This window comes from Ruegeria sp. HKCCA5426 (assembly GCF_013034585.1).
Taxonomy (GTDB): domain Bacteria; phylum Pseudomonadota; class Alphaproteobacteria; order Rhodobacterales; family Rhodobacteraceae; genus Ruegeria.
Genome location: NZ_WQGH01000003.1, coordinates 292,483 through 315,147 on the forward strand (window position 1 = coordinate 292,483; position 22,665 = coordinate 315,147).

General features: G+C 56.4%; 21 protein-coding genes. 6 read left to right on the plus strand and 15 right to left on the minus strand.

Features of this window, described 5'->3' with window-relative positions; genetic code table 11:
* Positions 1–182 precede the first annotated feature (182 nt).
* The 10 genes from GOV87_RS06575 to GOV87_RS06620 form a co-directional block, all read right to left on the minus strand.
* Positions 183–395 carry an AlpA family transcriptional regulator gene (locus GOV87_RS06575; RefSeq protein ID WP_171211219.1) on the minus strand — a complete coding sequence of 71 codons (213 nt, stop codon included), beginning with the start codon at positions 393–395 and terminating at the stop codon, positions 183–185.
* Between the two features lie 123 nt (positions 396–518).
* Positions 519–1,190 carry a hypothetical protein gene (locus GOV87_RS06580; RefSeq protein ID WP_171211220.1) on the minus strand — a complete coding sequence of 224 codons (672 nt, stop codon included), beginning with the start codon at positions 1,188–1,190 and terminating at the stop codon, positions 519–521.
* A complete protein-coding gene (locus tag GOV87_RS06585; RefSeq protein WP_171211221.1) occupies positions 1,187–2,545 on the minus strand; it encodes a site-specific integrase in 1,359 nt (452 codons plus the stop codon). Before GOV87_RS06585 ends, GOV87_RS06580 begins: the two co-directional genes overlap by 4 nt.
* Before the next feature lie 463 nt (positions 2,546–3,008).
* Complete coding sequence (gene aspT, locus GOV87_RS06590) at positions 3,009–4,709, minus strand: aspartate-alanine antiporter (RefSeq protein WP_171211222.1); 1,701 nt, start codon at positions 4,707–4,709, stop codon at positions 3,009–3,011.
* A gap of 292 nt (positions 4,710–5,001) precedes the next feature.
* Positions 5,002–6,372, minus strand: coding sequence for an FAD-dependent oxidoreductase (locus GOV87_RS06595; RefSeq protein ID WP_171211223.1), 1,371 nt, complete (start codon positions 6,370–6,372; stop codon positions 5,002–5,004).
* Entirely contained in the window at positions 6,353–7,219 is an 867-nt protein-coding gene (locus tag GOV87_RS06600) for an oxaloacetate decarboxylase (protein ID WP_171211224.1), read from the minus strand. The genes GOV87_RS06595 and GOV87_RS06600 overlap by 20 nt, the downstream gene beginning before the upstream one ends.
* Complete coding sequence (locus GOV87_RS06605; protein WP_171211225.1) at positions 7,216–7,836, minus strand: cysteine hydrolase family protein; 621 nt, start codon at positions 7,834–7,836, stop codon at positions 7,216–7,218. The genes GOV87_RS06600 and GOV87_RS06605 overlap by 4 nt, the downstream gene beginning before the upstream one ends.
* Positions 7,837–9,897: a hydantoinase/oxoprolinase family protein gene (locus GOV87_RS06610; RefSeq protein WP_171211226.1), complete on the minus strand. Its 2,061-nt coding sequence runs from the start codon at positions 9,895–9,897 to the stop codon at positions 7,837–7,839.
* Positions 9,894–11,588 carry a hydantoinase B/oxoprolinase family protein gene (locus GOV87_RS06615; protein ID WP_171211227.1) on the minus strand — a complete coding sequence of 565 codons (1,695 nt, stop codon included), beginning with the start codon at positions 11,586–11,588 and terminating at the stop codon, positions 9,894–9,896. Before GOV87_RS06615 ends, GOV87_RS06610 begins: the two co-directional genes overlap by 4 nt.
* Complete coding sequence (locus GOV87_RS06620) at positions 11,585–12,151, minus strand: tautomerase family protein (RefSeq protein WP_171211228.1); 567 nt, start codon at positions 12,149–12,151, stop codon at positions 11,585–11,587. The genes GOV87_RS06615 and GOV87_RS06620 overlap by 4 nt, the downstream gene beginning before the upstream one ends.
* Positions 12,152–12,297: 146 nt before the next feature.
* Here GOV87_RS06620 and GOV87_RS06625 point away from each other — a divergent pair, with 146 nt between their 5' ends.
* The 6 genes from GOV87_RS06625 to GOV87_RS06650 all read left to right on the plus strand — a co-directional run bounded on the left by GOV87_RS06625 (position 12,298) and on the right by GOV87_RS06650 (position 18,092).
* Positions 12,298–13,101, plus strand: coding sequence for a GntR family transcriptional regulator (locus tag GOV87_RS06625; protein ID WP_171123847.1), 804 nt, complete (start codon positions 12,298–12,300; stop codon positions 13,099–13,101).
* The gene (gene leuC, locus GOV87_RS06630) at positions 13,098–14,504 is read left to right on the plus strand and encodes a 3-isopropylmalate dehydratase large subunit (RefSeq protein ID WP_171211229.1); all 1,407 of its coding nucleotides are present in this window, start codon (positions 13,098–13,100) and stop codon (positions 14,502–14,504) included. The genes GOV87_RS06625 and leuC overlap by 4 nt, the downstream gene beginning before the upstream one ends.
* Entirely contained in the window at positions 14,504–15,115 is a 612-nt protein-coding gene (gene leuD, locus GOV87_RS06635) for a 3-isopropylmalate dehydratase small subunit (RefSeq protein ID WP_171211230.1), read from the plus strand. Before leuC ends, leuD begins: the two co-directional genes overlap by 1 nt.
* A gap of 98 nt (positions 15,116–15,213) precedes the next feature.
* Positions 15,214–16,221, plus strand: a complete 1,008-nt coding sequence (dctP, locus tag GOV87_RS06640; protein ID WP_171127138.1) for a TRAP transporter substrate-binding protein DctP — start codon at positions 15,214–15,216, stop codon at positions 16,219–16,221.
* A gap of 66 nt (positions 16,222–16,287) precedes the next feature.
* Positions 16,288–16,785: a TRAP transporter small permease gene (locus GOV87_RS06645; RefSeq protein WP_371808254.1), complete on the plus strand. Its 498-nt coding sequence runs from the start codon at positions 16,288–16,290 to the stop codon at positions 16,783–16,785.
* On the plus strand, positions 16,785–18,092 hold the full coding sequence (locus tag GOV87_RS06650; RefSeq protein WP_171211232.1) for a TRAP transporter large permease: 1,308 nt from the start codon (positions 16,785–16,787) through the stop codon (positions 18,090–18,092). Before GOV87_RS06645 ends, GOV87_RS06650 begins: the two co-directional genes overlap by 1 nt.
* A gap of 57 nt (positions 18,093–18,149) precedes the next feature.
* Here GOV87_RS06650 and GOV87_RS06655 read toward each other — a convergent pair whose 3' ends face one another.
* From GOV87_RS06655 to GOV87_RS06675, 5 genes are all read right to left on the minus strand, one after another.
* On the minus strand, positions 18,150–18,323 hold the full coding sequence (locus tag GOV87_RS06655) for a hypothetical protein (protein ID WP_171127132.1): 174 nt from the start codon (positions 18,321–18,323) through the stop codon (positions 18,150–18,152).
* 359 nt (positions 18,324–18,682) lie between these two features.
* Positions 18,683–18,988, minus strand: a complete 306-nt coding sequence (locus GOV87_RS06660; protein ID WP_171211233.1) for a hypothetical protein — start codon at positions 18,986–18,988, stop codon at positions 18,683–18,685.
* Positions 18,989–19,312: 324 nt separating this feature from the next.
* On the minus strand, positions 19,313–19,972 hold the full coding sequence (locus tag GOV87_RS06665; RefSeq protein ID WP_171211234.1) for a hypothetical protein: 660 nt from the start codon (positions 19,970–19,972) through the stop codon (positions 19,313–19,315).
* Between the two features lie 3 nt (positions 19,973–19,975).
* On the minus strand, positions 19,976–21,376 hold the full coding sequence (locus GOV87_RS06670) for a selenium-binding protein SBP56-related protein (protein ID WP_171211235.1): 1,401 nt from the start codon (positions 21,374–21,376) through the stop codon (positions 19,976–19,978).
* Positions 21,377–21,587: 211 nt separating this feature from the next.
* Positions 21,588–22,625 carry an AbrB family transcriptional regulator gene (locus tag GOV87_RS06675; RefSeq protein WP_171211316.1) on the minus strand — a complete coding sequence of 346 codons (1,038 nt, stop codon included), beginning with the start codon at positions 22,623–22,625 and terminating at the stop codon, positions 21,588–21,590.
* Positions 22,626–22,665: the final 40 nt, after the last annotated feature.

A 22,665-nucleotide genomic window follows, 5' to 3' on the forward strand; every position in this document is an offset into this window, starting at 1 on the left:
CTTGTTCAATATTGCTGTTTGGGGTATTAATTTACCGTACCTTTCTTCCGTTTGGTGCAATCGAAGACCCCTTGCCGATGGTCGCGGCGAGGGGTTCATCGTCGAATATTGTTGTCAGTTTTCGCTAGAACGGGGCTTTGGCTGAGAGCGTAGAACGTACTGCTGTGCAGTCCGAATCTACGTCAACCCTGCGTCGCGGCGTTTACAGTTCGGGCCTCTGCCCATTTTAAAAGGCTGGGAACGTGATACCGAACAGCTGAGCGCCCAAAGATCACGTAGGGTGGGCCATCTGGGTCCTTGTGAAAACGGAACTTTTCGAGCAATGAACGGGACAATCCAAGGACCTTCGCCGCCGTCACGGTGTCAATATAGAGAGGGATATTTTGGGTTTGCATATTAGCCTCCGGACTTTGATCAGTTCGGACCAAAATGCATAGAATTTGAATTTATCATAATAAACGCAAGTAATTAGATTCCAAGCGCAAGTAGGTGGAAACCAAAATGCAGTTCCGTTTAACCTAGGAAGCCTCGGACTTAATTTTCTTCGCCCAATTGAAAATCGTGCTATCAGGCGGGGTATAATCGAACTCATGCGCGAACTCTTTTATGATTGCCGCCACCGTTTTTCCGGCACTGAGGCCCTCCTGCAAGAGAGGGTAAAACAGTTCTCGGTCCGGATTTGGTTTCCTATCCCATTTGGCTTTCCCACCCATTGAGGCGACTTCAGAGGCCATCAAAGGGGCTTGTACAGACCTAGTGTCACCGTATGCTGAGTCCGTTGGAAAGAACCGGCGGCAAATCTCGTCCGCTAGAGCAATATCAAGCCAAGGTACCACAATACCGGCTTCAACGGCCGCTCGGACTGCATTTTTGGGTTTAATTGTTCCGCTGAGCACCGCCACCCCTCGCAGTCGTTCAAAGCGGTCATTCAACTCCATTTCATTGACGTGGCTCGGTGTGCCCGGAAGGAACCACCAACCGCCCGGTTCCAAACTTATCGACACTTCCGGATCTATGCCCGCCAGCAGAAACATGGTTTCAGTTGCCGACCAATTCGGCCGCTGAAGCCAGTCTCGAAGCTGAAACACTCCTAGTCGTTCGTGTCTTGTTAAGTGCGGTAGTTCGACTTCGAGCGTTTCAATCTCAGAATCGTTTGCATCTAAAGGGTGTTCAGTTTTTTCGTTGTTCATGTGCAGTTTTCATGATCATAGGACACCAAATTATCGTCACAGAGCCCAAGGGCTGATGCAATGGTATTTCCGATTTGATCTGCGGCCCGGCGCATCGGATCGGACGCCAAATGCGCGTACCGTTGTGTGGTGCTGGACTGCGAGTGCCCCAGGAGTCCGCCAATTTGATGAAGGGACAGACCGGCACCTGCGCCTACGGCTGCCGCGTTGTGGCGCAGGTCGTGAAGCCGAACGTCCGACAGCCCAGCAACGGCACGCACCGCGTACCAGCACCGGTTTATGTCTGCACGGGGCTTTTCGTCTGGCGTACCAGCCGAACTGGACGCTATTACGTAGCGCCCGCGCCGAGGCAAGCTTTCAAGAACCGACATAGCTGCACTACCCAAGAAAATTGGTTTTGCTCCGGATTTGGAATCTTCGAGTCGGAGGAGGCTACGCTCCCAGTCTACGTGCCGCCATTCGAGGTGCAGAATCTCGCGCAAACGTGCACCGGTCAGAAGCAGCAGCCGAATTGCGGCAACCGAAAAAACGTCGAAGCGCGTGAAGCGGTTCTCTGGTTTGGGTAGGTGTTTTGAGTTGGGATTGGTTTCGTCCGCCTTCCATGCGAGGCCACTGGTTTCTGCCTGACGCAATGCTTTGCCGAGCCTGCCCATTTCGGCTTCAGAAAGATACCGTTCGCGCCCTTTTTCTTTGAATGCCTCGACCTGTTTGGCAGGATTGGCGGTACCTTCCGGCAGCAGTCCCATATCAAGTGCCCATGAATACATTGCCTTCAAGACGGCTAAGCAACGGTTTGCAATGTAGGGACCGCCGCGAGTCTTGATTGCCGCCCCACGCCGTGCTCGGGGTTTGGCCTTGACCTTAACCTTTGCAGCAATGCGTTGGTGCATCTTGGAGACGTCCTGCCGTGTCAGCGAAACGGCCTTTCTGGACCCCAAGGCGGGGAGGATATGACAGTCGAGAACTCCACGATACAGTGCAACCGTACTAGGCTTGCGCTTGGCTTCCACATGGTTTGCCATCCATTTTTTGGCTATTTCAGCCACCGTGTCGGCCGCACGTTCGTTCGAGCGTTCGGCCGCCACATCCTGACCAAGCCGTGCCTTCGCCAGAATGTCCTTCGCCATCGTGCGTGCCGCTTCCGGTGTAAGCATCTCGGGATCACCCAGCGTTAAGCGTCTCTTTGCAACACCGCGTCCACCATTGCCAGGCCGGTACTCTACAATCCACTTGCGCGAGCCAGTGGGGCGCACTGCCAGACCAAAGCCCTTCAGCGTTTCGTCATAGAACACCACGCGCTTTTCCGCTGTTTGCAAAGTGGCAATGGTCTTGCGGGTCAGTCGCACAGTCGGCATTTGGGGTACCTCAGAATGTGTCGCCACCGAGTCGCCACCGTGGCCTCAAAGACAAGGATACGTAGTCCATCTGGATGAAACAATATATAAGTTAATTCAGAGGCTTAATGATACTTTGTGCAACGTTGTGAAGCCCAATGTAAGCCCCAAAGCCTGACTACGAATCAAGGGGTCTGGGGTTCGAATCCTCCTCGGTCCGCCACTTGGTGATTTCCTCAAACTGCGATGATCTGCACAGAGTTCTTTTAGACTGTGTGATTTACGGCTTTTGCCGCGCGAGCGGGGCTTGTTGGATTTTCACGACTATCCCAGTTTGTCCCTGTTGAGTGGTAATTGCATGGCCCAAGACGTTGCAGTTTAGAGTTTTGTCTTCATACCCAACCCCAGATGAGTCCGAGATGTAATGGTCCGAGGGCGATGCCGGTCCTGTGGGGGTCAAACATCGTGATCCTGCCTTTGTAACCTACGGCACAAACGCGACGACCAGCGGCCCCCATAGCGTCAGGAAAATGTTCGCAACCGCATAGGTCATGGTGAATGCTGGTGTAGGGGTCGAGTTCCCGGCCTTTTCTAACAGCGTGGCAAAACCGGGGTTGCCCGAGCGTGATCCTGTCACGACAGCGCAGGCCTCGATCGGGTTTTTGATCCGCAGGAAGTAATAATTGATCGGGAACTGAACGATCATGGGCATCAGAGTGACGACAACACCCAACAACAGCAGTATGACGCCATATTGTTGAATCGCTTCCAAAGCGGGTTTTCCAGCGTTCAGACCAACGACCCCGACGAAAACTGCCAAACCAAAGCTCTGCAGAAAATTCGCAGCCCCTTGGTTGATACCGCCAATCTTGGGTTGTCGAACACGCAGATATCCGATGATCAGCCCGGTCACGAGACAGCCGAGGCCCGAGCCAAGCGCGACTTTTGTCCCTGCAATGACAAAACTGATCTCACCGATCAAATAGCCGACCGCCACACCGATCCCCAACGCGATGAAATTGGTGGCCGAAGCCGAAGGGGGAACATATCCAGCCTCTTTAGCCACTCTGTTAAGGTCGTCCTTGTGGCCGACAATGCTGATTTCGTCGCCTGCTTGAATCACGGTGTTTTGCAGAACCGGTACGTCGTGACCAACCCGCGTGATCTTTGAGATATGAACACCGCGGCGTTGATCCACGGTTAGGGCTTCGCGGATTTCGGTCAGAGTCTTGCCCGCCAACTTGCGATTGGTGACAACGACATTGCGGCGTTCTTCGACAACGGTTAGTTCGGGCGGGTATTCGCCAATCTCACCGCTTGCGGTGCCCTCGAACTGGGTCAGGGTTGTGACCAGGCCAGATACGACAATAACGTCGCCTGCCGACACAACTATTTCAGGGGTCGGGTCCACCGGGACCCCATCGTGCAGCAGCTTTTCGACGATCAGATCACCGTTATAGGCGCCTTCGATCGCCTTGACCGATTGGCCGGAAACCGAGGCATCCGCATTTACTCGATAAGCGCGGGCATCGAAGCGGTTCATCGGAAGAAACTCGCCTTCTTCTAGTTTGCGGCCCCCGCCGCTGAGTTTCTGAGCAAGCTTGATTGCCTCTTGCCTCAGGTTGACGCGCATTATGATTGGAATAACGCTTACCGCCAAAATTGGGCCGATCGAGCCAAAGATGTAAGTCACCGAATACCCGACGGCGATGTTGGTTTTCAGCTTTTCAGCCTCGTCCGCGGCCAACCCTAATAGGTCTATCGCGTTTCCTGCGGTGCCAATGATTGCGGATTGGGTCAGCCCCCCGGCGGCCAACCCGGCGGCCAAGCCTTTGTCCAACCCAGCCAATCGGGCGACGACGATGACAAAGAACAGCCCCCAAAGCGTCATCATAAACGCGGCCAGAAGTTTCGTGAGGGCGGTTCGGTTCAGAGCCGCAAAAAACTGAGGCCCGCCATTGTAGCCAACCATAAAAATAAAGAGCGAAAAGAAAACGTTCTGAACGTCGGTACTTAGGTTGATGCCACCGATCTGGCCCACAAAAACTGCCACCAGAAGGGTTCCGGCGATGCCACCCAGTTCGAATTTGCCAACCCGAAACTTTCCAAGACCGTATCCAAGACCCAGACAAAGAAACAGCGCCATGATCGGAAATGCCCGTAGCTGTTCAGTAATCAATTCCATTTTGAAATCTCCTGGGTCGTTCAAATGGTCCGTTTTGCTCAAGATACATAGCGTAACTATTATGACGACTGGCAAATTATGACGACCAGCGTCATGTGGATAAAACACCTAGAATGAGCTTGCATCAAGAACAGATGAAAACGGAAGAAACGGAAACGTCTTATTTTGAAAGGTAAATTCGCCTGTCATTCAAATTGGCGTTTTAGTTTTGCCTCCAAATCCGAAACACGACGAGGCTGCATTCCTGCCTACAGGTAGAAATGATCGGAATATTCAGGTGCAAAGCCTGATATTAAGCGATCCGGCCCGCAATTCGACCTAGCACAACGGCACCCAACAAACCATTTCCGGAAAGATACCCGCTGTCCCCTTTGCCAGACACGCCAACAGCCGCGCCGCCGCCTGCGTAGAGGTTGGCGAATCTAGTACCGTCAGCTTTGAGAACACGTGCATAGGAATCGACCCGCAATCCACCTTGGGTGTGAAACAAAGCGCCAGTGACGCGAACGCCTTTGTAAGGCGGTGCTAAAGGCGGCTGGTTAAAGGGCCTGCCAAATTCATCCGTGTGACCGGCAGGAATGTCGTGAATGGTTTGCTCCAAAGCCGCAGACGGCAAACCCAGTGCTTTTGACAGGTCTTCGATGGATTCAGCGGATTGAATTGCCCCTGAATCTTCTGCGCGCTTGAAATCCTCGAACTGGCGCGCAATCGCTGCGATACGGTCGTCGAAAATGGCGAAAGCCTCTGCGCCGGGCTGCGCCAGAACCGCACGGGCGGCTTCCGAATAGCCCTGCGCTTCGTTCCAGAAACGGCGGCCATTGCGGTTCACCTGTACACCGCCTTCGGTGATCACCGCCCACGTAATCAATATCCCATGAGGGTGAGCGACATTTCCGTGACCCTGATAGGCGCTTAAGTTCAGAAGCCCTGCACCAAGCCCTTCCCCCCAAACGATAGCCTCGCCCCGGTTGCCGCCGTGCCCGAACCAGAGCGCCTCTTCGATCTGGGGCATATGCGCGGACACTAAGGCGCGATTGCCACCGAAACCGTTGCAGGCAAGAATAAGCCGATCACATGCAATGGTTTCAACGGTTTCGTCCGGGCCAGTCACGGCAACACCCAAGATCCGGTCTTGATCCCGATACAGCGTTACCGCCCGTCGATTGCATATGATGTCTAAACCTTCACGCTCGCAAGTGCTGCGCAGGGCGTCGATCAGTTCTTGGCCCGACCGTGACGGCAGCCCGTGCATCCGGCGGCGCGAGTGACCGGGATAGTCGAAATCCGCGACAACCGAAAAGGGCAGGGCGTGGCGTTCAGACAGCCAGTCGATGACTTCGGCGGCGTTGCTGGCCAACAGATCGACCAGAGCCTGCTCGTTTTCGCCATGTGCCTTTGTCTGGATATCACGCGCAAAAAGTCCGGCATCATCCGTGATCCCTGCAGCCCGTTGAAGCTTTGTGCCCGCAGCCGGGATCAACCCGGCGGACAACGCGGTTGAACCGCTTGGAACTGGATCGGCCTCAATGACCAGCACGTCCTGTCCAGTCTCCGATGCCGACAGGGCGGCGACCAGACCACAAGCCCCCGCGCCGATGATCAGCGTGCCGGTCGTCAGATCGAACCGGTCCGGCGGAACGCTCTCAACCTTGGGTGTCATCATAGCGGGCCCCAGCTTCCAGCATCTCAGCAGTTCCGATGACTTCGTTCAGACCGCCGAAGTCGAACATGTTCAGGGCAAAGGGCTTGTTTGAGCCGTTGACAGCCAGACTTTGATAGTATGCCTGAGCGGTTTTGGCCAAAGCTCGGACAATCCCTCCGGGGAAAATGACGATGGAATATCCCTGTGCCTCAAGATCGTTGGCGCCAAGTATCGGGGTCGCGCCGCCTTCGACCATGTTCGCCAAAAGGGGGACGCGCGGGGCAAATTGATCGGCGATGGATGTAAGTTGTTCGCGGCTTTGAGGGGCCTCGAGGAACAGAACATCTGCACCAGCCTCCAGATAGATTTCCGCGCGGTCGGTGGCGGCCTGATATCCCTCGACGGCGATGGCATCTGTTCGGGCAATGATCAGGGTGTCACTATTGGCGCGCGCGTCGGCCATCGCTGCGATTTTTCCAGCCATTTCCTGCGCAGGGATAAGCGACTTGTCCGATAGATGCCCACAGCGTTTTGGATAGGTCTGGTCTTCGATTTGAAGGGCAGATGCGCCGGCGCGTTCATACAGGCGCATGGTTCGCTGGGCATTCAGCGCGTTACCAAAGCCGGTGTCAGCGTCGATGATAACAGGTAAAGAGACCCGATCTGCGATCAGGGTCATGGTGTCTGCCATCTCGGACGCGGTGGACAGTCCGATATCGGGGCGGCCCAACCGCGTGTAGGCAACGGCTGCACCGCTTAGATACAGCGCCTCGAAACCAGCTTTTTCAGCCAGAGATGCGGTCAAGCCGTCATACACGCCGGGGGCGACAAGAATTTCTTTGTTTTTCAGGCGGGACTTAAGGCTCATTTGGCTCCCTCCAGCCAGTTCATCATGTGATCGCAACTTCGCTGGTGTGTAACAGTGCCCAACGACAGGAGCGTTGCATCGTGAACCTCTTGCCGAAATGCGGCGCACCCATCTGTCAGCATAACGGTGTCGATATCCCGCAAATGGGCATCTCGAAGAGTAGAGGCCACGCCGCCATTGGTCACGATGCCCCCGACGATCAGGTTTTCGATGCCCAAAGCGCGCATCAGATATTCCAGCCGCGTCTGGTAGAAGGCCGAGTAGGCAACCTTTTCGATTACGAAATCGCAAGGTTGCAGGGTATCGACCAGACTGTGACCAAATCCGCCCGGCGCAAAGTCGCCTTTGGTCAGGAACGGGCGCAACTTCTTCAGATGCGGTGCAATCAACGGCTCGCCGTTGCGGTCCGGCACAAGTGTAAATTGCGCTGAAAAATAGCGCCCGCCAGCGGCTTGCAGTTTTCGCGCCAAGGGGGCGATGCGTTCGGGAAGTGCCGCGATTTCTTGTGCTGACTGGCCTGCCCGGCCATAGGCACCTTCAGGATGGATAAAGTCGTTCTGAAGGTCGATGGTCAGCAGCGCCGTTTTGCGCGGGTCCCAGGTTTCTGGTTCGCTCATTCAGTCCTCCCCCAGTGGTTCGATGATCGTGTTGCCAAAGGAGTCTACGCGTCCTTGAAAATCCGGTTCGATCAGAACGGTCGTATCCGGTTGGGTCAAAATGGCTGGCCCTTTGATTACAGCGCCAACCGGTAAAGACAAGCGATCATAAATGGCCGTGTCATGCCAGGCGTTGCCAAAATGAACTTTGCGCGTCGACGAGGGCGCAATGCTGCCTTCCGTTGCCGGTGCAAGGGACGAAAGATCGAATTTCGGCCGCTTGCCCGTAACCGCGCTGCGCAGGTTCAGGATGCGTCGCACACCGTTTTTCAGCAGTCTTCCATAGGTGGCGTGATAAGCCGTATCAAAGGCTTGTTCGACATCGGCTTTGCCGGGCGCAGTCACCTTGCCGTCTGTCATCTTCACAGTCAGCGGAACCGGTACGGTATGCGTTTGACCCACATAGGCCATGTCCAGCTCGAATGAAATCTCACGCCTGTCGAACGTCGTCCGTGAGGCATCAAGAAGCGCCATTCCCTGATCCACGTGTTCTTGCATGAAAGCGCCCAAAGCAGCCTGATCCAACTGCGTGACCAATGTGTTGATGGTCTGCACGAAGTCTTGCCGCATATCCGCGATTACGCAGCCCAGTGCCGAAGTGACGCCGGGATAACGCGGAACGATGGCGCGGGCGATCCCCACTTCGGCTAGCATTGCCCCGGCGTGCAACGCGCCGCCACCGCCGAACGGCATGAAGGCAAAACGCTTGGGGTCAAAGCCGCGCTCGATGCTTACAAGCCGGATCGCCCCAGCCATACGTGAATTGGCAACACGCAAAATGGCCTCGGCCGCCTCAAGCCTCGTCAAACCCAAAGGTTCGCCGACGTGGATATCAATGGCTTTGCCAGCGGCCTCTACGTCCAGCCTCTCCAGTTTGCCACCAATCGGGTTGTCCGGGTCGATACGACCCAGCACGACATTGGCATCCGTTACCGTCGGGCGATCATTACCAAGGCCGTAGGCGACCGGGCCGGGATTTGATCCTGCGCTTTCAGGGCCGATGTTCAGTAATCCGCCCTTGTCGACCCACGCTATCGACCCGCCTCCCGCGCCGATGGTCGTTATTTCGATCATCGGGTTGCGCACAACCATCCCGAAATCAATGGAGGTCTGGGCCGACAGCATCGTCTGCCCTTGTGAGATCAACGAAACATCAAAGCTGGTGCCGCCCATGTCCCCGGTGATGACGTTGTCAAAGCCCGCCGATTGCGCGATGTAGCCTGACGCAATCACACCGGCTGCGGGACCAGACAGCGCCGTGCGCACTGGAAGGCGGGACGCGGTGTTGACCCCCATGACGCCACCATTGGATTGCACAATCATGAACTCACCATCGAACCCGCCGGATCGCAGGGCGTTTTCCAAGCGGGTCAAATAGCCCGAAACCTCGGGTTGCAGATAGGCGTTCAGCGCCGTGGTTGAAAATCGTTCGAATTCACGGATTTCCGGCAGGATTTCAGACGAGGCCGACACATGTGGATTTGGCCAGATTTCGCGTGTGGCCGCGACAGCAGCGGCTTCGTTATCTGGGTTGGCATAGGCATTGGCGAACAGGATCGCGACAGCTTCGCACCCTTGTTCAAGCAATTGCTTTGCCGCTTTGCGCACGGCGTCCAAGTCAACTGGCGTGCGAATGGTGCCGTCCGCAAGCGTGCGTTCCGGCACCTCCAGACGGTCGCGACGATCCACAACGGGTTCGAAATCACCGCGCAGCCCCCAAGTGCGCGGCCGATCCCTGCGGCGCATCTCCAACACGTCCCGCAAGCCCTCGGTGCAGATAACGCCCGTTCTGGCCCCTTTGCGTTCCAGCAGAGCATTCGTGCCCGCTGTGGTGCCATGTACGACAACAGAGATCTCGGATAGGTCTTCCACCTCGCGCCCGATCCCATCGAGAAACCCGCCCGACTGATCCGGGCGTGTGGTGGGAACTTTGGCGACGGTTGCGCTGCCGTCCGATTCGTTCAGAACAAAGACATCCGTGAACGTGCCGCCAACGTCCACTCCGATCATACGCCTGCTCATGGAGCCACCTCGCGCCATGCGGGGCCATAGTCCTGATCCGCCTGTTCGGCGCTTACATGCCCGCGTGCCACGTCCCGAGCGATCGCTTCAGGTGAACGGCGACCCGCAGCGCCATAACCCCCGCCGCCGGGTGTCTCTAGGCGCACCGCTTGTCCTTGCTTCAATTCGATCCCTCTCATTTTTGAAACCAGGGGCGGTGCCTTCCACCCATCGTCCTGTTCATAGGTGAAGACATTCATCGCCCCGTCGCCGCCTTGGGCGATCCCCTTCGGGGCGAACTTGCCGCGTTCGCCAAACAAAAAAGCCTGAGCGCCATTTTCTTCAAGTACTTCAATCTCATAGATGGCCCCAAGCCCGCCCCTATGGGTGCCCGGACCTGCACTTTCAGGGCGCAAAGCCCATTGACGGAACATGACCGGATAGGCGGCTTCTAGAATTTCCATCGGCGGGATCGTCGCCGTTGAGATCGGAGCGTTGCCGTGGTTCAACCCATCGCTTTCGACCGAGCCGCCGTGTCCCCCTCCGTAAAAGCTGAACATCACCCATGGCTGTCCGTTTGAGCGTTTCCCAGCAATGGAAAGCGCATTGATTGTCCCATAGGCATTGGCGACAACCCGATTAGGTGCGGCGTTGGCAAAGGCCGAGAAGACCACGTCGATCATCCGTAGAATAGTTTCCGTGTATCCACCTGTCGGGGCAGGGAACTTGGCCGACAACAGGCTGTCTTCGGGCACGATGACGTCGATGGGGCGCATTACCCCGGCGTTGGCAGGCAGCGCCGGGAAGACGTGTTTGATTGCCACATAGGCGGTCGCAACGGTCGTCGGCAGGGCAATGTTTACAGGCCCGGCGCATTGCGGGGATGAGCCCGTGAAATCCAGCACCATTTGATCGTCCTTGATCTCAAGCGCCAGTTTGATGCGAAGCGGCTCATCTGTGATCCCGTCATTATCGAGGAAATCCTCGGTCTCCCACCGGCCGTCCGGCAGTTCCTGCAACTCGGATCGCATCAGAGCTTCGGCCCGATCGCTGAGCGCCGCAAGTGCGGTTGAAACCGTGTCAGCCTCGTATTCATCCAGCAGCTCGTCCATTCTCCGGACCCCAAGATCCAAAGCGCCCAGTTGCCCGTTCAAATCACCCATCGCCGATTGAGGCAGGCGGGAATTCCGTAGAAGAATGTCGATAATGTCCTGATTTATCTCGCCCTTGCGCGCCAGCTTTACTGGCGGCAGAACGAAGGCTTCCTGGAAAACTTCGGTCGCAGCAGGGTTATAGTTTCCAGGCACAGCGCCGCCCACATCATGCCAATGCCCAACCGACGCGAGATAGCAGAACAACGTGCCATCGCGGAAATAGGGACGCACCAGACGCATGTCGGACAAATGCGTGCCGCCGATATGCGCATCGTTGAAGATATAGATGTCGCCGTCTTCCAGATCCCCGTCCGAGGCTGCCTTTTCGATCACTGCTTTCACCGCAAAGGACATCACCCCCACAAAGATCGGCAAACCGGATTTGCCCTGAACCAGAGTGTCGCCTGTCGTCGCAGAATAAAGCCCATGACTGGCGTCATGCGCTTCGGCAATGATCGGGTTGAAAGCCGCCCGAAACAGGGTAGCGTCCATTTCGTCGGCGATCTGCTCCATGCGGCCTGCAAGAACAGAAAGGGTGATAGGGTCAATTTCGCTCATGCCTGCGCCCTTGTTTCTGCGATATCGTTCCAGACATCCTGGCGTGTGATCAAATCGTTCTGTATCTCGAACCGGTCAATAAAGCGGATGCCTTCGAATGGTGAACCATCAGTCCATTCACCGGATAACGTACCCCTGCAATAAACGATCGCAGCGTCGCCATCGCCTTGCATCGCGTCGAACCCGTCGTAGGTTTTTGCGATGCGGCGATACCGGGTGGCTGCCCAGTTTCCGAGATCCCCCAGATCACGCATGGGCGCGGTTCCGGGAAATTGCATCACGAAGTCCGGGCTTAGCCTTTTGCGCGCGCTTTCAACCGCGCCTTCGCCCATATCGGATAGAAACGCACGCACGATATGTTCGGGGTCGTCTTTCGCCCGGGCGGGCTGCCGAACCTTGCCGCCACGATAGTAGTTTTGATCGGATATGTCGTGGATCACGACGGTCACAAGCTCTGGCGCGGCAGGCACTACGAATCGCACTGCATTGGTCAGCGCCACGCCAAGTCGTTGTTTTTCTTGTGCGCTATAGCCCTTGATCACATGCAATTCGACAATCGGCATGCAAAAGCTCCTCCGGTTGTTGTATTATCTGTAATACAGGTTTGAAAATAATTGTAAGACTATTTTTCGAGTTGTAATAATACTAAAGCTTGCTTTTTAGAGTTCCGGTTCTACGATTGGAGGCGCTGTGAAAGGGGAATCATCGGGTGAACAAGATCAACGCGGCCAATCTTCCGGACGGGACCAAGGCGCAGCGCGTCTATCTGCATCTGCATGATCAGATCACCGAAGGGCAGCTTGCGTCAGGGGAAACTTTGCCCGGTGAACAGCGGTTGGCTGAAAAATTCGGGGTCTCGCGTGTCACAATTCGGCGGGCGCTGGACGCGCTTTCTCGAAATGGTCTGATAGAACGTCAGGCAGGTAGCGGCACCCGGGTTTCGGGCCAATCCACCCTTGGGGCACCTGCTGCGATGGACTTCAACACGCTGATGCCGCAACTGGTTGAAATGGGGCACAGCACCACCGCGCGGCTTTTGTCCTTTTCATACGGCAAGGCGCCGGAGGTGGTGGCATCGGCCATGGGGCTGCCGAGTGACCAGCAGGTGCAGATCGCTACGCGCGTGCGCCTGACTGATGATGTTCCGTTTTCACATCTGACGACCTACGTACCTGCTTCGATTGCGCAGAACTATTCGGAAAGTGACCTCGCAACGACACCGCTTTTCAAACTGCTGGAGCGCAGCGGCGTGCAGATCGAGGAAGCGCATCAAACCGTTTCGGCGACCTTGGCGGGGCCTGATGTGGCCGACGCATTGGGCATCGCTGTCGGCTCGGCTCTGTTGTCGCTCAAGCGGATCGTTCGGGACGTCGAAGGCAATGGGGTCGAATATCTTTCCGGCCTCTATCGCTCTGACATGTTTCGGCTCGAGATGCCCTTGGCGCGCGTGGGAACCGGCTCGGCCCGGCACTGGGAACCTGCGATCGGACGCAGCGAGGAGGTCGGGAAGTGAACGCACCGCGCACCATGCTCGACAAACTCTGGGCCTCGCATGAGGTTCTGAGGCGCGAGGATGGTGTGTCGCTGCTTTGGGTGGATCGACACTTTGTACATGAAGGGTCGCATCATGCCTTTGCCAAGCTGGCCGAGCGCGGCCTGCCTGTGGCTGAACCAGCCCTCACCTTTGCGGTGGCAGATCATTACGCGCCCACACGAAGCCGGGAACGGATTGCCGATCCAAAGATTGCCCGGATGATCGAAACCCTGCGAAACAATGCGTCGGCTCACAACCTCAGGATTTTCGATCTGAGCGACCCTTCGCAGGGCATCGTTCACGTGATTGGGCCCGAGTTGGGCCTGACTTTGCCCGGACTGCTTATCAATTGCGGGGACAGCCACACATCCACTCACGGAGCATTTGGTGCGCTGGCGTTCGGGATCGGGGCGACCGAGGTTGCGCATGTGCTGGCGACGCAGACGGTCTGGCAGCGCAAACCCAAGGCGATGCGCATCAACGTCGAAGGTCGTTTAGGGTTTGGTGTAACGGCCAAGGACATTGCCCTGAACTGGATCGCGCAACTGGGCAGCGGCGGTGCGCAGGGTCATGCGATTGAATACGCGGGGCAAACGATACGGGATCTGTCGATGGAGGGGCGAATGACTCTGTGCAACCTCTCAATCGAAGGTGGGGCGCGGTTTGGCATGGTCGCACCTGACGAGGTCACGTTTGCCTATCTCGAAGGGCGCGAGTACGCCCCTTCGGGGGCAGACCTGCAAAGCGCGCGACAGGTGTGGCGCGGTCTGGTCACGGACAAAAAGGCTGTTTTTGACCGCGATATCACCCTGGGCGCGGCTGACATTTCGCCAACTGTCACTTGGGGCACCAGCCCAGAGCAGGCCCTGCCTATAACGGCCAATATTCCCGCTCAGGACCCCAGCGATCCAGCCACGTCAAACTTGGCGCGTGAAGCATTGGATTACATGGGATTGGCACCAGGGCAACCCTTGGACGGTATTCCTGTAGATCAGGTTTTTATCGGCTCGTGTACGAATGGGCGCATTGAAGACCTTCGCGAGGCTGCTTTGGTTTTGTCAGGGCGCCGGGCGCGCGTACCGGGGCTTGTTGTGCCCGGATCGGAACGTGTCAAGGCACAGGCCGAAGCCGAAGGGTTGGACAGGATTTTCCAAGATGCCGGGTTGGAGTGGGCCGCGTCGGGTTGTTCAATGTGCGTCGGCATGAATGGCGACGTTGTGGCCGAGGGTAAGCGCTGCGCATCCTCGACCAACCGCAATTTCCGTGGGCGTCAGGGACGCGGTGCGCGAACGCATCTGATGTCCCCGGCGATGGTTGCCGCAGCGGCCGTAACGGGCACAATCACAGATGTCAGGCCGCTTATTCAGGGCAGGGCGGCATAATGGCTGGTTGGAGCACACAAAAGGGGCACGCCTTGGCGCTGGCGATCGACAATATCGACACGGATCAATTGATCCCGGCGCGTTTCATGTCGGCCCCACGCAGCGAGGGATATGGCCAGTATCTGCTGCACGACATGCGGCGGGGCGATGACGAACAACTGTCCGCAGATTTTCCGCTGAACCGTCACGAAGGGATCAGTATTCTGGTCGCCGGGCATAACTTTGGAAGCGGGTCGTCGCGTGAGGCTGCGGTTTATGCGCTGGTCGATGCGGGCATTCGCGCGGTCATCGCGCCCAGTTTCGGTGACATCTTTGCCAACAATGCGATCAACAACGGCCTGCTGCCTGCGCAGGTCGATGCCCAGAAGGTGATGCAGCTACAGCACGCGTTGAAGGATGCCCCGGCCCAGGTTTCGATTGATTTGCCCGCAAGCCGACTGACCCTTGGTGACCTAAAGGTGACCTTTGAGCTGGACGAAGGATGGCGTGTGAAACTGATCAACGGCTGGGACGACATCGACCTGACCCGGCAGCATATGCAGGCAATCGGCGCGCATAGGAAAAACCGCAACAAGGCCGCCCCTTGGGCGTGGCCGAATAAACCGAATTAGGACACGTCGCGTGAAGACGGCGTAATACAGGCCAAGCGGCCTGAAATGGGGTGAGACCAAAAAATGCCCCTTCAACAAGTGGAGGAAGACTTATGAAAATGAACTCATTGGCTGCCCTGTTGGCAGGGGCCGTAATCGTCGCCGGAACGGCCAGAGCCGAAGAAACCATCTCGGCCGTTCACGCCTTTCCCGAAACGCTGATTTACACCCAGAGCTTTCTGGACTTTGTCGACAAAGTTAACGAAGCGGGCAAAGGAGTCATCCAGATAGACGTGCGCGGCGGTCCGGAAGCCATTGGCATGTTCCAACAACCCGATGCGGTTCGCGACGGTGTCGTCGACATGGTTTATACCCCAGGCTCGTTCTATGGTGGCGCGCTGCCCGAAAAAGACGCGATGGTCGCCTCGAACCTGACCGCTATTGAAACCCGCGAAAATGGCGGAACAGAACTGATCGACCAAATTCATCAGGACAAAATGGGCCTGAAGTACCTTGGCTGGTTCGACAGCGGCGTCTGCTACAACCTTTGGACTCGTAACGAGCCCAGCTTTGATGCCGACGGCAATCTGGAAGTCGAAGGGCTGAAGCTGCGCGGCAACAACGTCTACAACGCCTTTTTCACAAACTACCTTGGCGCACAGGTGATCGACCTGCCGACTGGCGAGGTTTACTCGGCGCTGCAACGTGGTGTTGTTGATGCGACGGGCTGGACCCAGATTGGCCTGATTGACCTGAAATGGAACGAGTTCCTGAACTTTCGTATCGAGCCATGCTTCTTCTCGACCGATCTTGGTGTCATCGTGAACCTCGACCGTTGGAACTCGTTGTCTGAAGAAGCGCGCACGATCCTGCAAGACGTCGCGATCCAACACGAAAAAGACAGTGTTGAAGCCCTTCGCAGCAAACGCGACGAAGACTTTGCGGCCCTTGATGCAGCGGGAATGACAGTTGTCAGTCTGGAAGGGGAAGCAAAGGCAAACTACCTTGCAGCGGCCCGCGAAAAGACGTGGGAGCGTATGAAAGGTCTGATGGCCGAACAGCCCGGCGGCACTGATAACTATGATCGCCTGATCGAGCTGTTCTACGATCTCGACGCTGCAAACTAAGTCCAAAGACAGGCCCGTTCTGGTTGGACGGGCCTATAACATTTCTGGGGCAAAGCAGGCGGGATGATGAAAAGGATCTATGATGCAGTGCTGTTTGGCATGGCCATAATCGCTGGTCTTTTGCTGGTTTGGCTGATGCTATCCGTCATCACGTCAGTTCTGATGCGAAATGCCGGGCTGCAACCCTTTGCTTGGCTGTTTACGTCTGCAGAATACGGGCTGTTGTACATGACCATGCTGGGCGCGCCTTGGCTGGTACGGGAAAAGGGCCATGTCCACATCGAACTGGTGACAGCGGCGCTGCCGATTGGTTTGCGCCGGATTGTCAGCCGTTCGGTGGCTGCCGCCTGTGTTCTGGTCTGCCTCATCCTTGCCTGGCAAGGGGCCGACCTGGTCCTGACGAATATCGAACGCGGGGACTATGACACCCGCGCTTACTATTTCCCCCGATGGATGCTGACGATCGCCTTTCCGCTTTCGTTTGGAATGATGGCGGTTGAATTTTCGCGCTTTGTCTTCGGACCCGAGCTGATGCACAGCGGAGAAGCAGGGATACACGAATAATGGAATGGTACGAAGCGCTTGCCCTGCTGCTTGGGTCAATAGTGTTCCTGATGGCCATTGGAATGCCTGTTGCGCTGGCGTTTCTTGCGGCCAACATTCTGGGCGCCTGGATTTTCATGGGGGGTGAACGGGGGGTTACGCAACTGCTCAACAACGGGCTGGGCGCGTTGACCAAATATGCGCTGATGCCAATCCCGCTGTTTCTGTTGATGGGAGAGATCTTCTTTCACACCGGGTTAGGTGGGCGCATGTTCAGCGCGATAGATAAGCTGTTGGGCCGCCTGCCGGGGCGGCTGAGCTACGTAACGGTTCTGGGCGGCACCGCGTTTTCCACTTTGTCGGGGTCGTCAATGGGCTCAACCGCGCTTTTGGGGTCGCTGATGGTGCCTGAAATGAACCGCCGCGGTTACAAGTCGTATATGAGCATTGGACCAATATTGGGAACGGGTGGCTTGGCGATCATCATACCGCCCTCGGCGCTTGCCGTTCTTCTGGCCACGCTGGCACAGATAGACGTGGCGGCCTTGCTGATCGCGGGCGTCATTCCGGGCCTGATACTCGCCTTCTTTTACATTGGTACGATCTGGCTCCAAACACGGTTGGACCCAAACGCGGCTCCGGCCTACGACGTGGAGCCTATGTCTTTGGCATACCGCCTGAAACTGCTCATGACCGAGGTCGTGCCGATGGTTGGCGTCATGGTCGTGATCATCATCTTGATGATTAAAGGCTTTGTCACCCCGTCCGAGGCCGCAGCATTTGGCGCATTGGGCGTGTTGATCCTGGCTGCCATATTCCGCTGCCTCTCGTGGGAGGCGATCAAAAAGTCGGTCATCGGTGCCCTCAAGGTTACGCTGATGGCCTATCTGATTGTCTTTGGCTCGGCCACGTTCAGTCAGCTTTTGGCATTTTCCGGAGCGTCACGAGGATTGGTGAACTGGGCCATCGCATTTGAACTTGCCCCGTTGGCCATGCTGACCGTGATGTTCGCTGTCTTGCTGCTGCTTGGCATGTTCATGGAGCAGATCTCGATCATGTTGCTGACCGTGCCAATCTTCTTTCCGCTGGCGCAGACGCTTGGGTTCGATCCCATCTGGTTCGGCCTGATCATGTTGCTTTCGCTTGAAATCAGCTTCACCACCCCGCCATTCGGGTTGTTGCTGTTTGTTATGAAAGGCGTCGCGCCGCCGGGTACCACAATGCGCGAAATCTATACATCAGCTTTCCCGTTTATTTTTTGCTCGATCTTGTTGGTGGTTCTACTGATCGCGTTCCCCGGCTTGGCATTGTTTCTGCCTAGCTTATGAGGCTGCCACGACCAGTAAGCCGCCACAAACGTACGATGTATGGTTCTGCACGGGTCGTCAGGCGCGTTGGGCCGCAAGGCTGCGTTTCTCTGAGCGTCCACCGACGATGATGGCGCTTATCAGGACGATGCCAAAAAATGCTGAAACTCCGACAAAGGGGCCTCCTATGGCTGACGCGATGCCGGTTACAGCCAAGACAATAAGCAATGATAGCGACGGTCTTTTGTTCATCTCGAACCCCTCTTTGCGCTTGCGACTTCACTTATTGTTAAGTGGTTCGTCCGGTCGCCTGAGGCTTGCGAGGTTGCGCCAAAATTTTATGAGTTCCCGTCCAATCACGCCGCGCCCATGCGTACCGGTGTTGGCAAAACTGCGTATAAATTTGGCGGCGGGGCGCAAGCCATATCGCCGGGCTTCAGCCACATATTCGGCAATCCTGCCGGATAGCGTGGCGAGATCGTCCGCTGAGGGGAGTTCGGTAGGATAAGGGGGTGCGGCCCGCAGCTAACGTACCACGCACTCACAGCCGTTGCGGTGCCCCCCCTTAGTCAACCAAAACGGATGCAGCCTACGATGTTCGCTCGTGGAACTTAGCCATTGCGCATCTCAACCAGTTTCGGGGTGTCCGAAAACGGATCATATGCGCAAAAACCGGGGTCCAATTCAGTTCCCGAAGGGTCTTGTAACCCGATGCTGATCAGGAATCCTTCGTGGCTGATGTGACGTTCTTCGGTTCTGCGAAACGGAACTCGATACCCTGCGTCGTGCCACATGATTTTGCATCTTGTACCCAGGGCCAGCTCTGGGTCTGTAAAGGCGCGATGCAATTGAAACAAAAAGGCGCAGCCGAAAGACAGCACCGCCAATCCTGTCAGTATCTTGAATTTGTGCTTCAAACGAAAAATCCTTTCTGTCTCAAGGCGTTACGCGCACGGCCAAAAAACGCGAAATCTGAAAATCTTACAACTGGCCATAACTTACCTCAGGATGCGCTTTGTCCAAAGCCGTTAATTTAGGCTTGTTTCCAAAACCCAGCCAACCACGAATTCAGCCGTTAATCTGTTGAACCGACAAAGTAGAAACTGCGCCCGGTGTTTTCAGGCGACGCGCGTTGAAACGCCATAAATCCGTTTTTGATCATCGGGATGGCAAGGCATTCGCTCATCTCCGCAGCGAACCATACCAAGTTCCGATCGTCGAATTGCCAAAGGTTGGGCAGCTTAGTGGGTGAATATCAGCGACAATGTCCCCACTAGGATCAGGCTTAGTGCCCAAACCAGATCCAGATTGAACCAGCTTTTCGACAGAAACCTGAGGCCTAGCCAATGATAGACGCCAAAGGCAAGCAGGCCGCCGGAAATAGTCATGGCTAAGGTGTGGGCAAGGGCAACAGCAACCGCAATTCCGGCATTTCCGGTCATCAGGTCAGACGCGGCTGCGTGACCTGCGTTTGTGGCGACGGTGCGGCAAATACCCAGGTAGATCGGAACCAGCATCAGGCCCGCTCCGTGCGCTATCGCAGCCAGAAATGACCACAGCACAAGCCTTGTCGGAGGCACGCGCGCAAGGAAGCGCGGGTGGCGGCGATTGAAAAGCAGGTAAAGGCCCAGGCCAATCACAAGGCACGACGCGGCAATCTGGATTTCCCGCTGCCACTCGGCCAGAAACAGCAATGCTGTAAAAGGAAACAGGATGGCCGCCATCGCCAGAAGATGCCCGGTTGCCAAGGCGAGCAGCGCCTTGAGCAGACTGTTGCCGCTTTTGTCCATCAGTGCCGCAGACACCGCCAGAGGCCAACCCATACCGGGGTTGATCCCGTGATATATGCCCGAAGCGACAACAGCCCACCAAAGAGCTGCTGCCGTATCTAATCCGTCCACGTGTCAGACAGACGGGTAGCAGAAACTGTCGGTTGAACAATCGCCGCCTTCCAGACGGATTTGGTGGCTGCGATACCCCTTTGGAAAAGTGACATAGAAGTCCTTGTCCAGCTCCAAACCGCCATTTTCACCGGCATTGGCCATCACCATCTGGCCGCCCTCGTCATCGGGGTAGAACTGGTCGTCCCATGTCGAATACAACGAATTGGTCCAGTAGACCCGCTTGCCGTCACGACTGATTTCGACCATCTGTGGACCATAGGCAAAAGCCTTGCCGTTGGGGTGTTTCGTCCCACGCGCAATCCCGCCCAGCTCGACCTTGCCAGTCAGTTTGGGTTTCATTGGGTCGGATACATCATATTGGTGCATTTCACCCTGACCCCAACATGCGACGTAAAGGTACTTGTCATCCAGGCTCAGGTCGATGTCGGTTACCAATGGCGGCACGGCCTCGAACCCCTGCAACAGGGGTGGAAGGTTTTCGGCCTTTTCTGGCCGGGGGTCGATCGTGATCGTTTTCTTCGCCTCGAACGTGCCATCGTCCTTCTGCCACCACGTGAAAATCGAACCCTGCAGGTTGGTCGTATCCACAACGACCCCGCAGAACCCATAATCTTTTGCCGGATCATGCGCAGGCCGGATTTCCAGCGCCATCTGGTGGTTTTCGCCAAGGTCGATGGTCTGGACGTTGCGGCGTTCGCGCAGGTTCCAGAAGTGAATTTTGTGACCGTATTTGTTGGACAGTAAATCCTCGGCCACGATCCCGTTTTCGAATTGCGGGGGCAGGCCCCATTCCGAGCTCACCATGTAATCGCGCGGAAGGTTCCACCAGAAGTCGTAGTGCTTGGTTTGCTCACCCCGGTCCATCTCGTATCGGCCGAGGATTTCGAAGCTTTCACAATCCATGATGAAAATGCCGGGTGGTCCGTCTGTGCCGTCTTTGCCACCACCCCCAAGCGTCGAGACATAGATACCTTCGGGGCCGCAATGGATTGTATGCGGGCGCGAGTATCCTGTCTTGGCAAACACCTCTTCGGGTTCAATGATCTTGTGGATTTTCGCCTTGAGCGGCTCTTTGACGTCGATCACGTAGATGCGTGAGGATCGAATGCCGGGAATGATCAGGTACCTGCGCTCAAGAAAGGCGTGCCCGGTCAGAGGGGACAGCGCAGACGAGCAAGCGTTCCACCCGAAGTGATGAAACTCATCACCTTTGTTGGGCATAATGAGTTTGTGAACAATCTTGCTGTAGGTTTTGGAATTCGGATCAACGTCGATAACTGCTAACCCATCCGGTTTCGAACCGTCCGGACTGAGCATCAAAGTAAAGGCCAGCGTTTCCGCCGGAGCCTCCATTGCAAGTTTAGGGGTTGCGTGAAAAGTGGGATCAGGTCTCAAGTTCATATCTGGCTCCTCCCAAAGCGTGGGCGCCTGACCAAAATGGGTTGGCCTATTAGCGCCCAATCCAGAGAATGCCACATAATCGAGATTCGTTAAATCTGTGGCGGCGGCCAATGCCCGACCCCGCAAGTTGGCTTGTTGTTTAAGCCTGAAAACCTCGTCATCCGGCGGGCCCACTGAACCAAGTGCTGACCCAAGGCGAAACGATTACAAATCAGGGGTAGTCCTTCGGTTTGGACAATCGCAGGATTAGGTTTGCGGCAATCGGCGCGCCAATGATGACCAGCACAATTCGCGTCAGGTGGTGCGTGATGACAAACCCCAGATCCGCGCCTGATACAATCGCCAGCACCGTCATTTCCGCCTGTCCGCCGGGTGCGAAAGCAAGGAATGCTTCGACCGGACGCCCCAATCCCAAAGTGGTAACGATGGCTGTGAACCCTGCCGCCAAGACCGCAAGCACTACGACATAGGCGAAACCGGCGGCGACAACGCGCTGAAGCTCTCGCCAAGTGACGCCAACGAATTTCACCCCGATGGTGCAGCCGATAAAGAACTGCGCCGCCAAGATAGCCTCGCGTGGGGGGCGCGAGTGTATGAAATCGCCCAGCGACAACGCGGCTGTCAAAATCATGGGGCCCAGAATGGACGCGCCGAACAACCCAATCCTCTCACCCCCTTTCCAGCCTACAACCGCGGCCAGAACCATTAGCAGAACCTCGTGAATGGGTAGCTCGCTGGCGGGTTGCCCAATGGGGTTTGTCAGGTCCGCATCGTAGAAAACTGCCAGGAAAATAGGGGCCAACGTCACGATGATCAGAACGCGCGTACCGTGGATCAGGGACAAGGTACGCGGGTTGGCCCCGGCTTCGGTTCCGAAAATGATCATGTCCTGAAGGCCACCGGGCATGGCGGCATAGAATGCGGTTGTGGTGTCAAACCCCCATAGCTTGCGAAAGAACGGCACACCAATCAGGGCGATCAGGAGGATGAACAACGGGATCAGCATGATCGAGGCCGCCATTTTGGGCAGTTCGGCAAACAGGCTGGGGGTAATCGACGCGCCGACTGCAACACCCAGAATTGTCCGCGCCGCAACAGAAACCTGTCCGAAGCCTTCCATCGGCGCATGGGCCAGAGCAGCCATCAGGCAAGCTGTCATCGGGCCGAACAAAAACGGCAGCGGCAGGCCCAAAACCCAAAAGACCCCTGTGCCAAGAACCGCAAGGCCAGCGGTCACGAATCGCTTCATCAGCAGAGAATGAAAAATGTCTTGATTGGCCAACTCTCGT

Excerpts from the sequence above, each read along its gene's own strand:
- aspT (WP_171211222.1), bottom strand. The coding sequence starts at position 4,709 with ATGGAATTGATTACTGAACAGCTACGGGCATTTCCGATCATGGCGCTG.
- GOV87_RS06655 (WP_171127132.1), bottom strand. The coding sequence starts at position 18,323 with ATGAACAAAAGACCGTCGCTATCATTGCTTATTGTCTTGGCTGTAACC.
- GOV87_RS06595 (WP_171211223.1), bottom strand. The coding sequence starts at position 6,372 with ATGATGACACCCAAGGTTGAGAGCGTTCCGCCGGACCGGTTCGATCTG.
- GOV87_RS06605 (WP_171211225.1), bottom strand. The coding sequence starts at position 7,836 with ATGAGCGAACCAGAAACCTGGGACCCGCGCAAAACGGCGCTGCTGACC.
- dctP (WP_171127138.1), top strand. The coding sequence starts at position 15,214 with ATGAACTCATTGGCTGCCCTGTTGGCAGGGGCCGTAATCGTCGCCGGA.
- GOV87_RS06645 (WP_371808254.1), top strand. The coding sequence starts at position 16,288 with ATGAAAAGGATCTATGATGCAGTGCTGTTTGGCATGGCCATAATCGCT.
- leuD (WP_171211230.1), top strand. The coding sequence starts at position 14,504 with ATGGCTGGTTGGAGCACACAAAAGGGGCACGCCTTGGCGCTGGCGATC.
- GOV87_RS06615 (WP_171211227.1), bottom strand. The coding sequence starts at position 11,588 with ATGAGCGAAATTGACCCTATCACCCTTTCTGTTCTTGCAGGCCGCATG.
- GOV87_RS06575 (WP_171211219.1), bottom strand. The coding sequence starts at position 395 with ATGCAAACCCAAAATATCCCTCTCTATATTGACACCGTGACGGCGGCG.
- GOV87_RS06600 (WP_171211224.1), bottom strand. The coding sequence starts at position 7,219 with ATGAGCCTTAAGTCCCGCCTGAAAAACAAAGAAATTCTTGTCGCCCCC.
- GOV87_RS06610 (WP_171211226.1), bottom strand. The coding sequence starts at position 9,897 with ATGAGCAGGCGTATGATCGGAGTGGACGTTGGCGGCACGTTCACGGAT.
- GOV87_RS06675 (WP_171211316.1), bottom strand. The coding sequence starts at position 22,625 with ATGAAGCGATTCGTGACCGCTGGCCTTGCGGTTCTTGGCACAGGGGTC.
- GOV87_RS06585 (WP_171211221.1), bottom strand. The coding sequence starts at position 2,545 with ATGCCGACTGTGCGACTGACCCGCAAGACCATTGCCACTTTGCAAACA.
- GOV87_RS06580 (WP_171211220.1), bottom strand. The coding sequence starts at position 1,190 with ATGAACAACGAAAAAACTGAACACCCTTTAGATGCAAACGATTCTGAG.
- GOV87_RS06650 (WP_171211232.1), top strand. The coding sequence starts at position 16,785 with ATGGAATGGTACGAAGCGCTTGCCCTGCTGCTTGGGTCAATAGTGTTC.
- GOV87_RS06620 (WP_171211228.1), bottom strand. The coding sequence starts at position 12,151 with ATGCCGATTGTCGAATTGCATGTGATCAAGGGCTATAGCGCACAAGAA.
- GOV87_RS06670 (WP_171211235.1), bottom strand. The coding sequence starts at position 21,376 with ATGAACTTGAGACCTGATCCCACTTTTCACGCAACCCCTAAACTTGCA.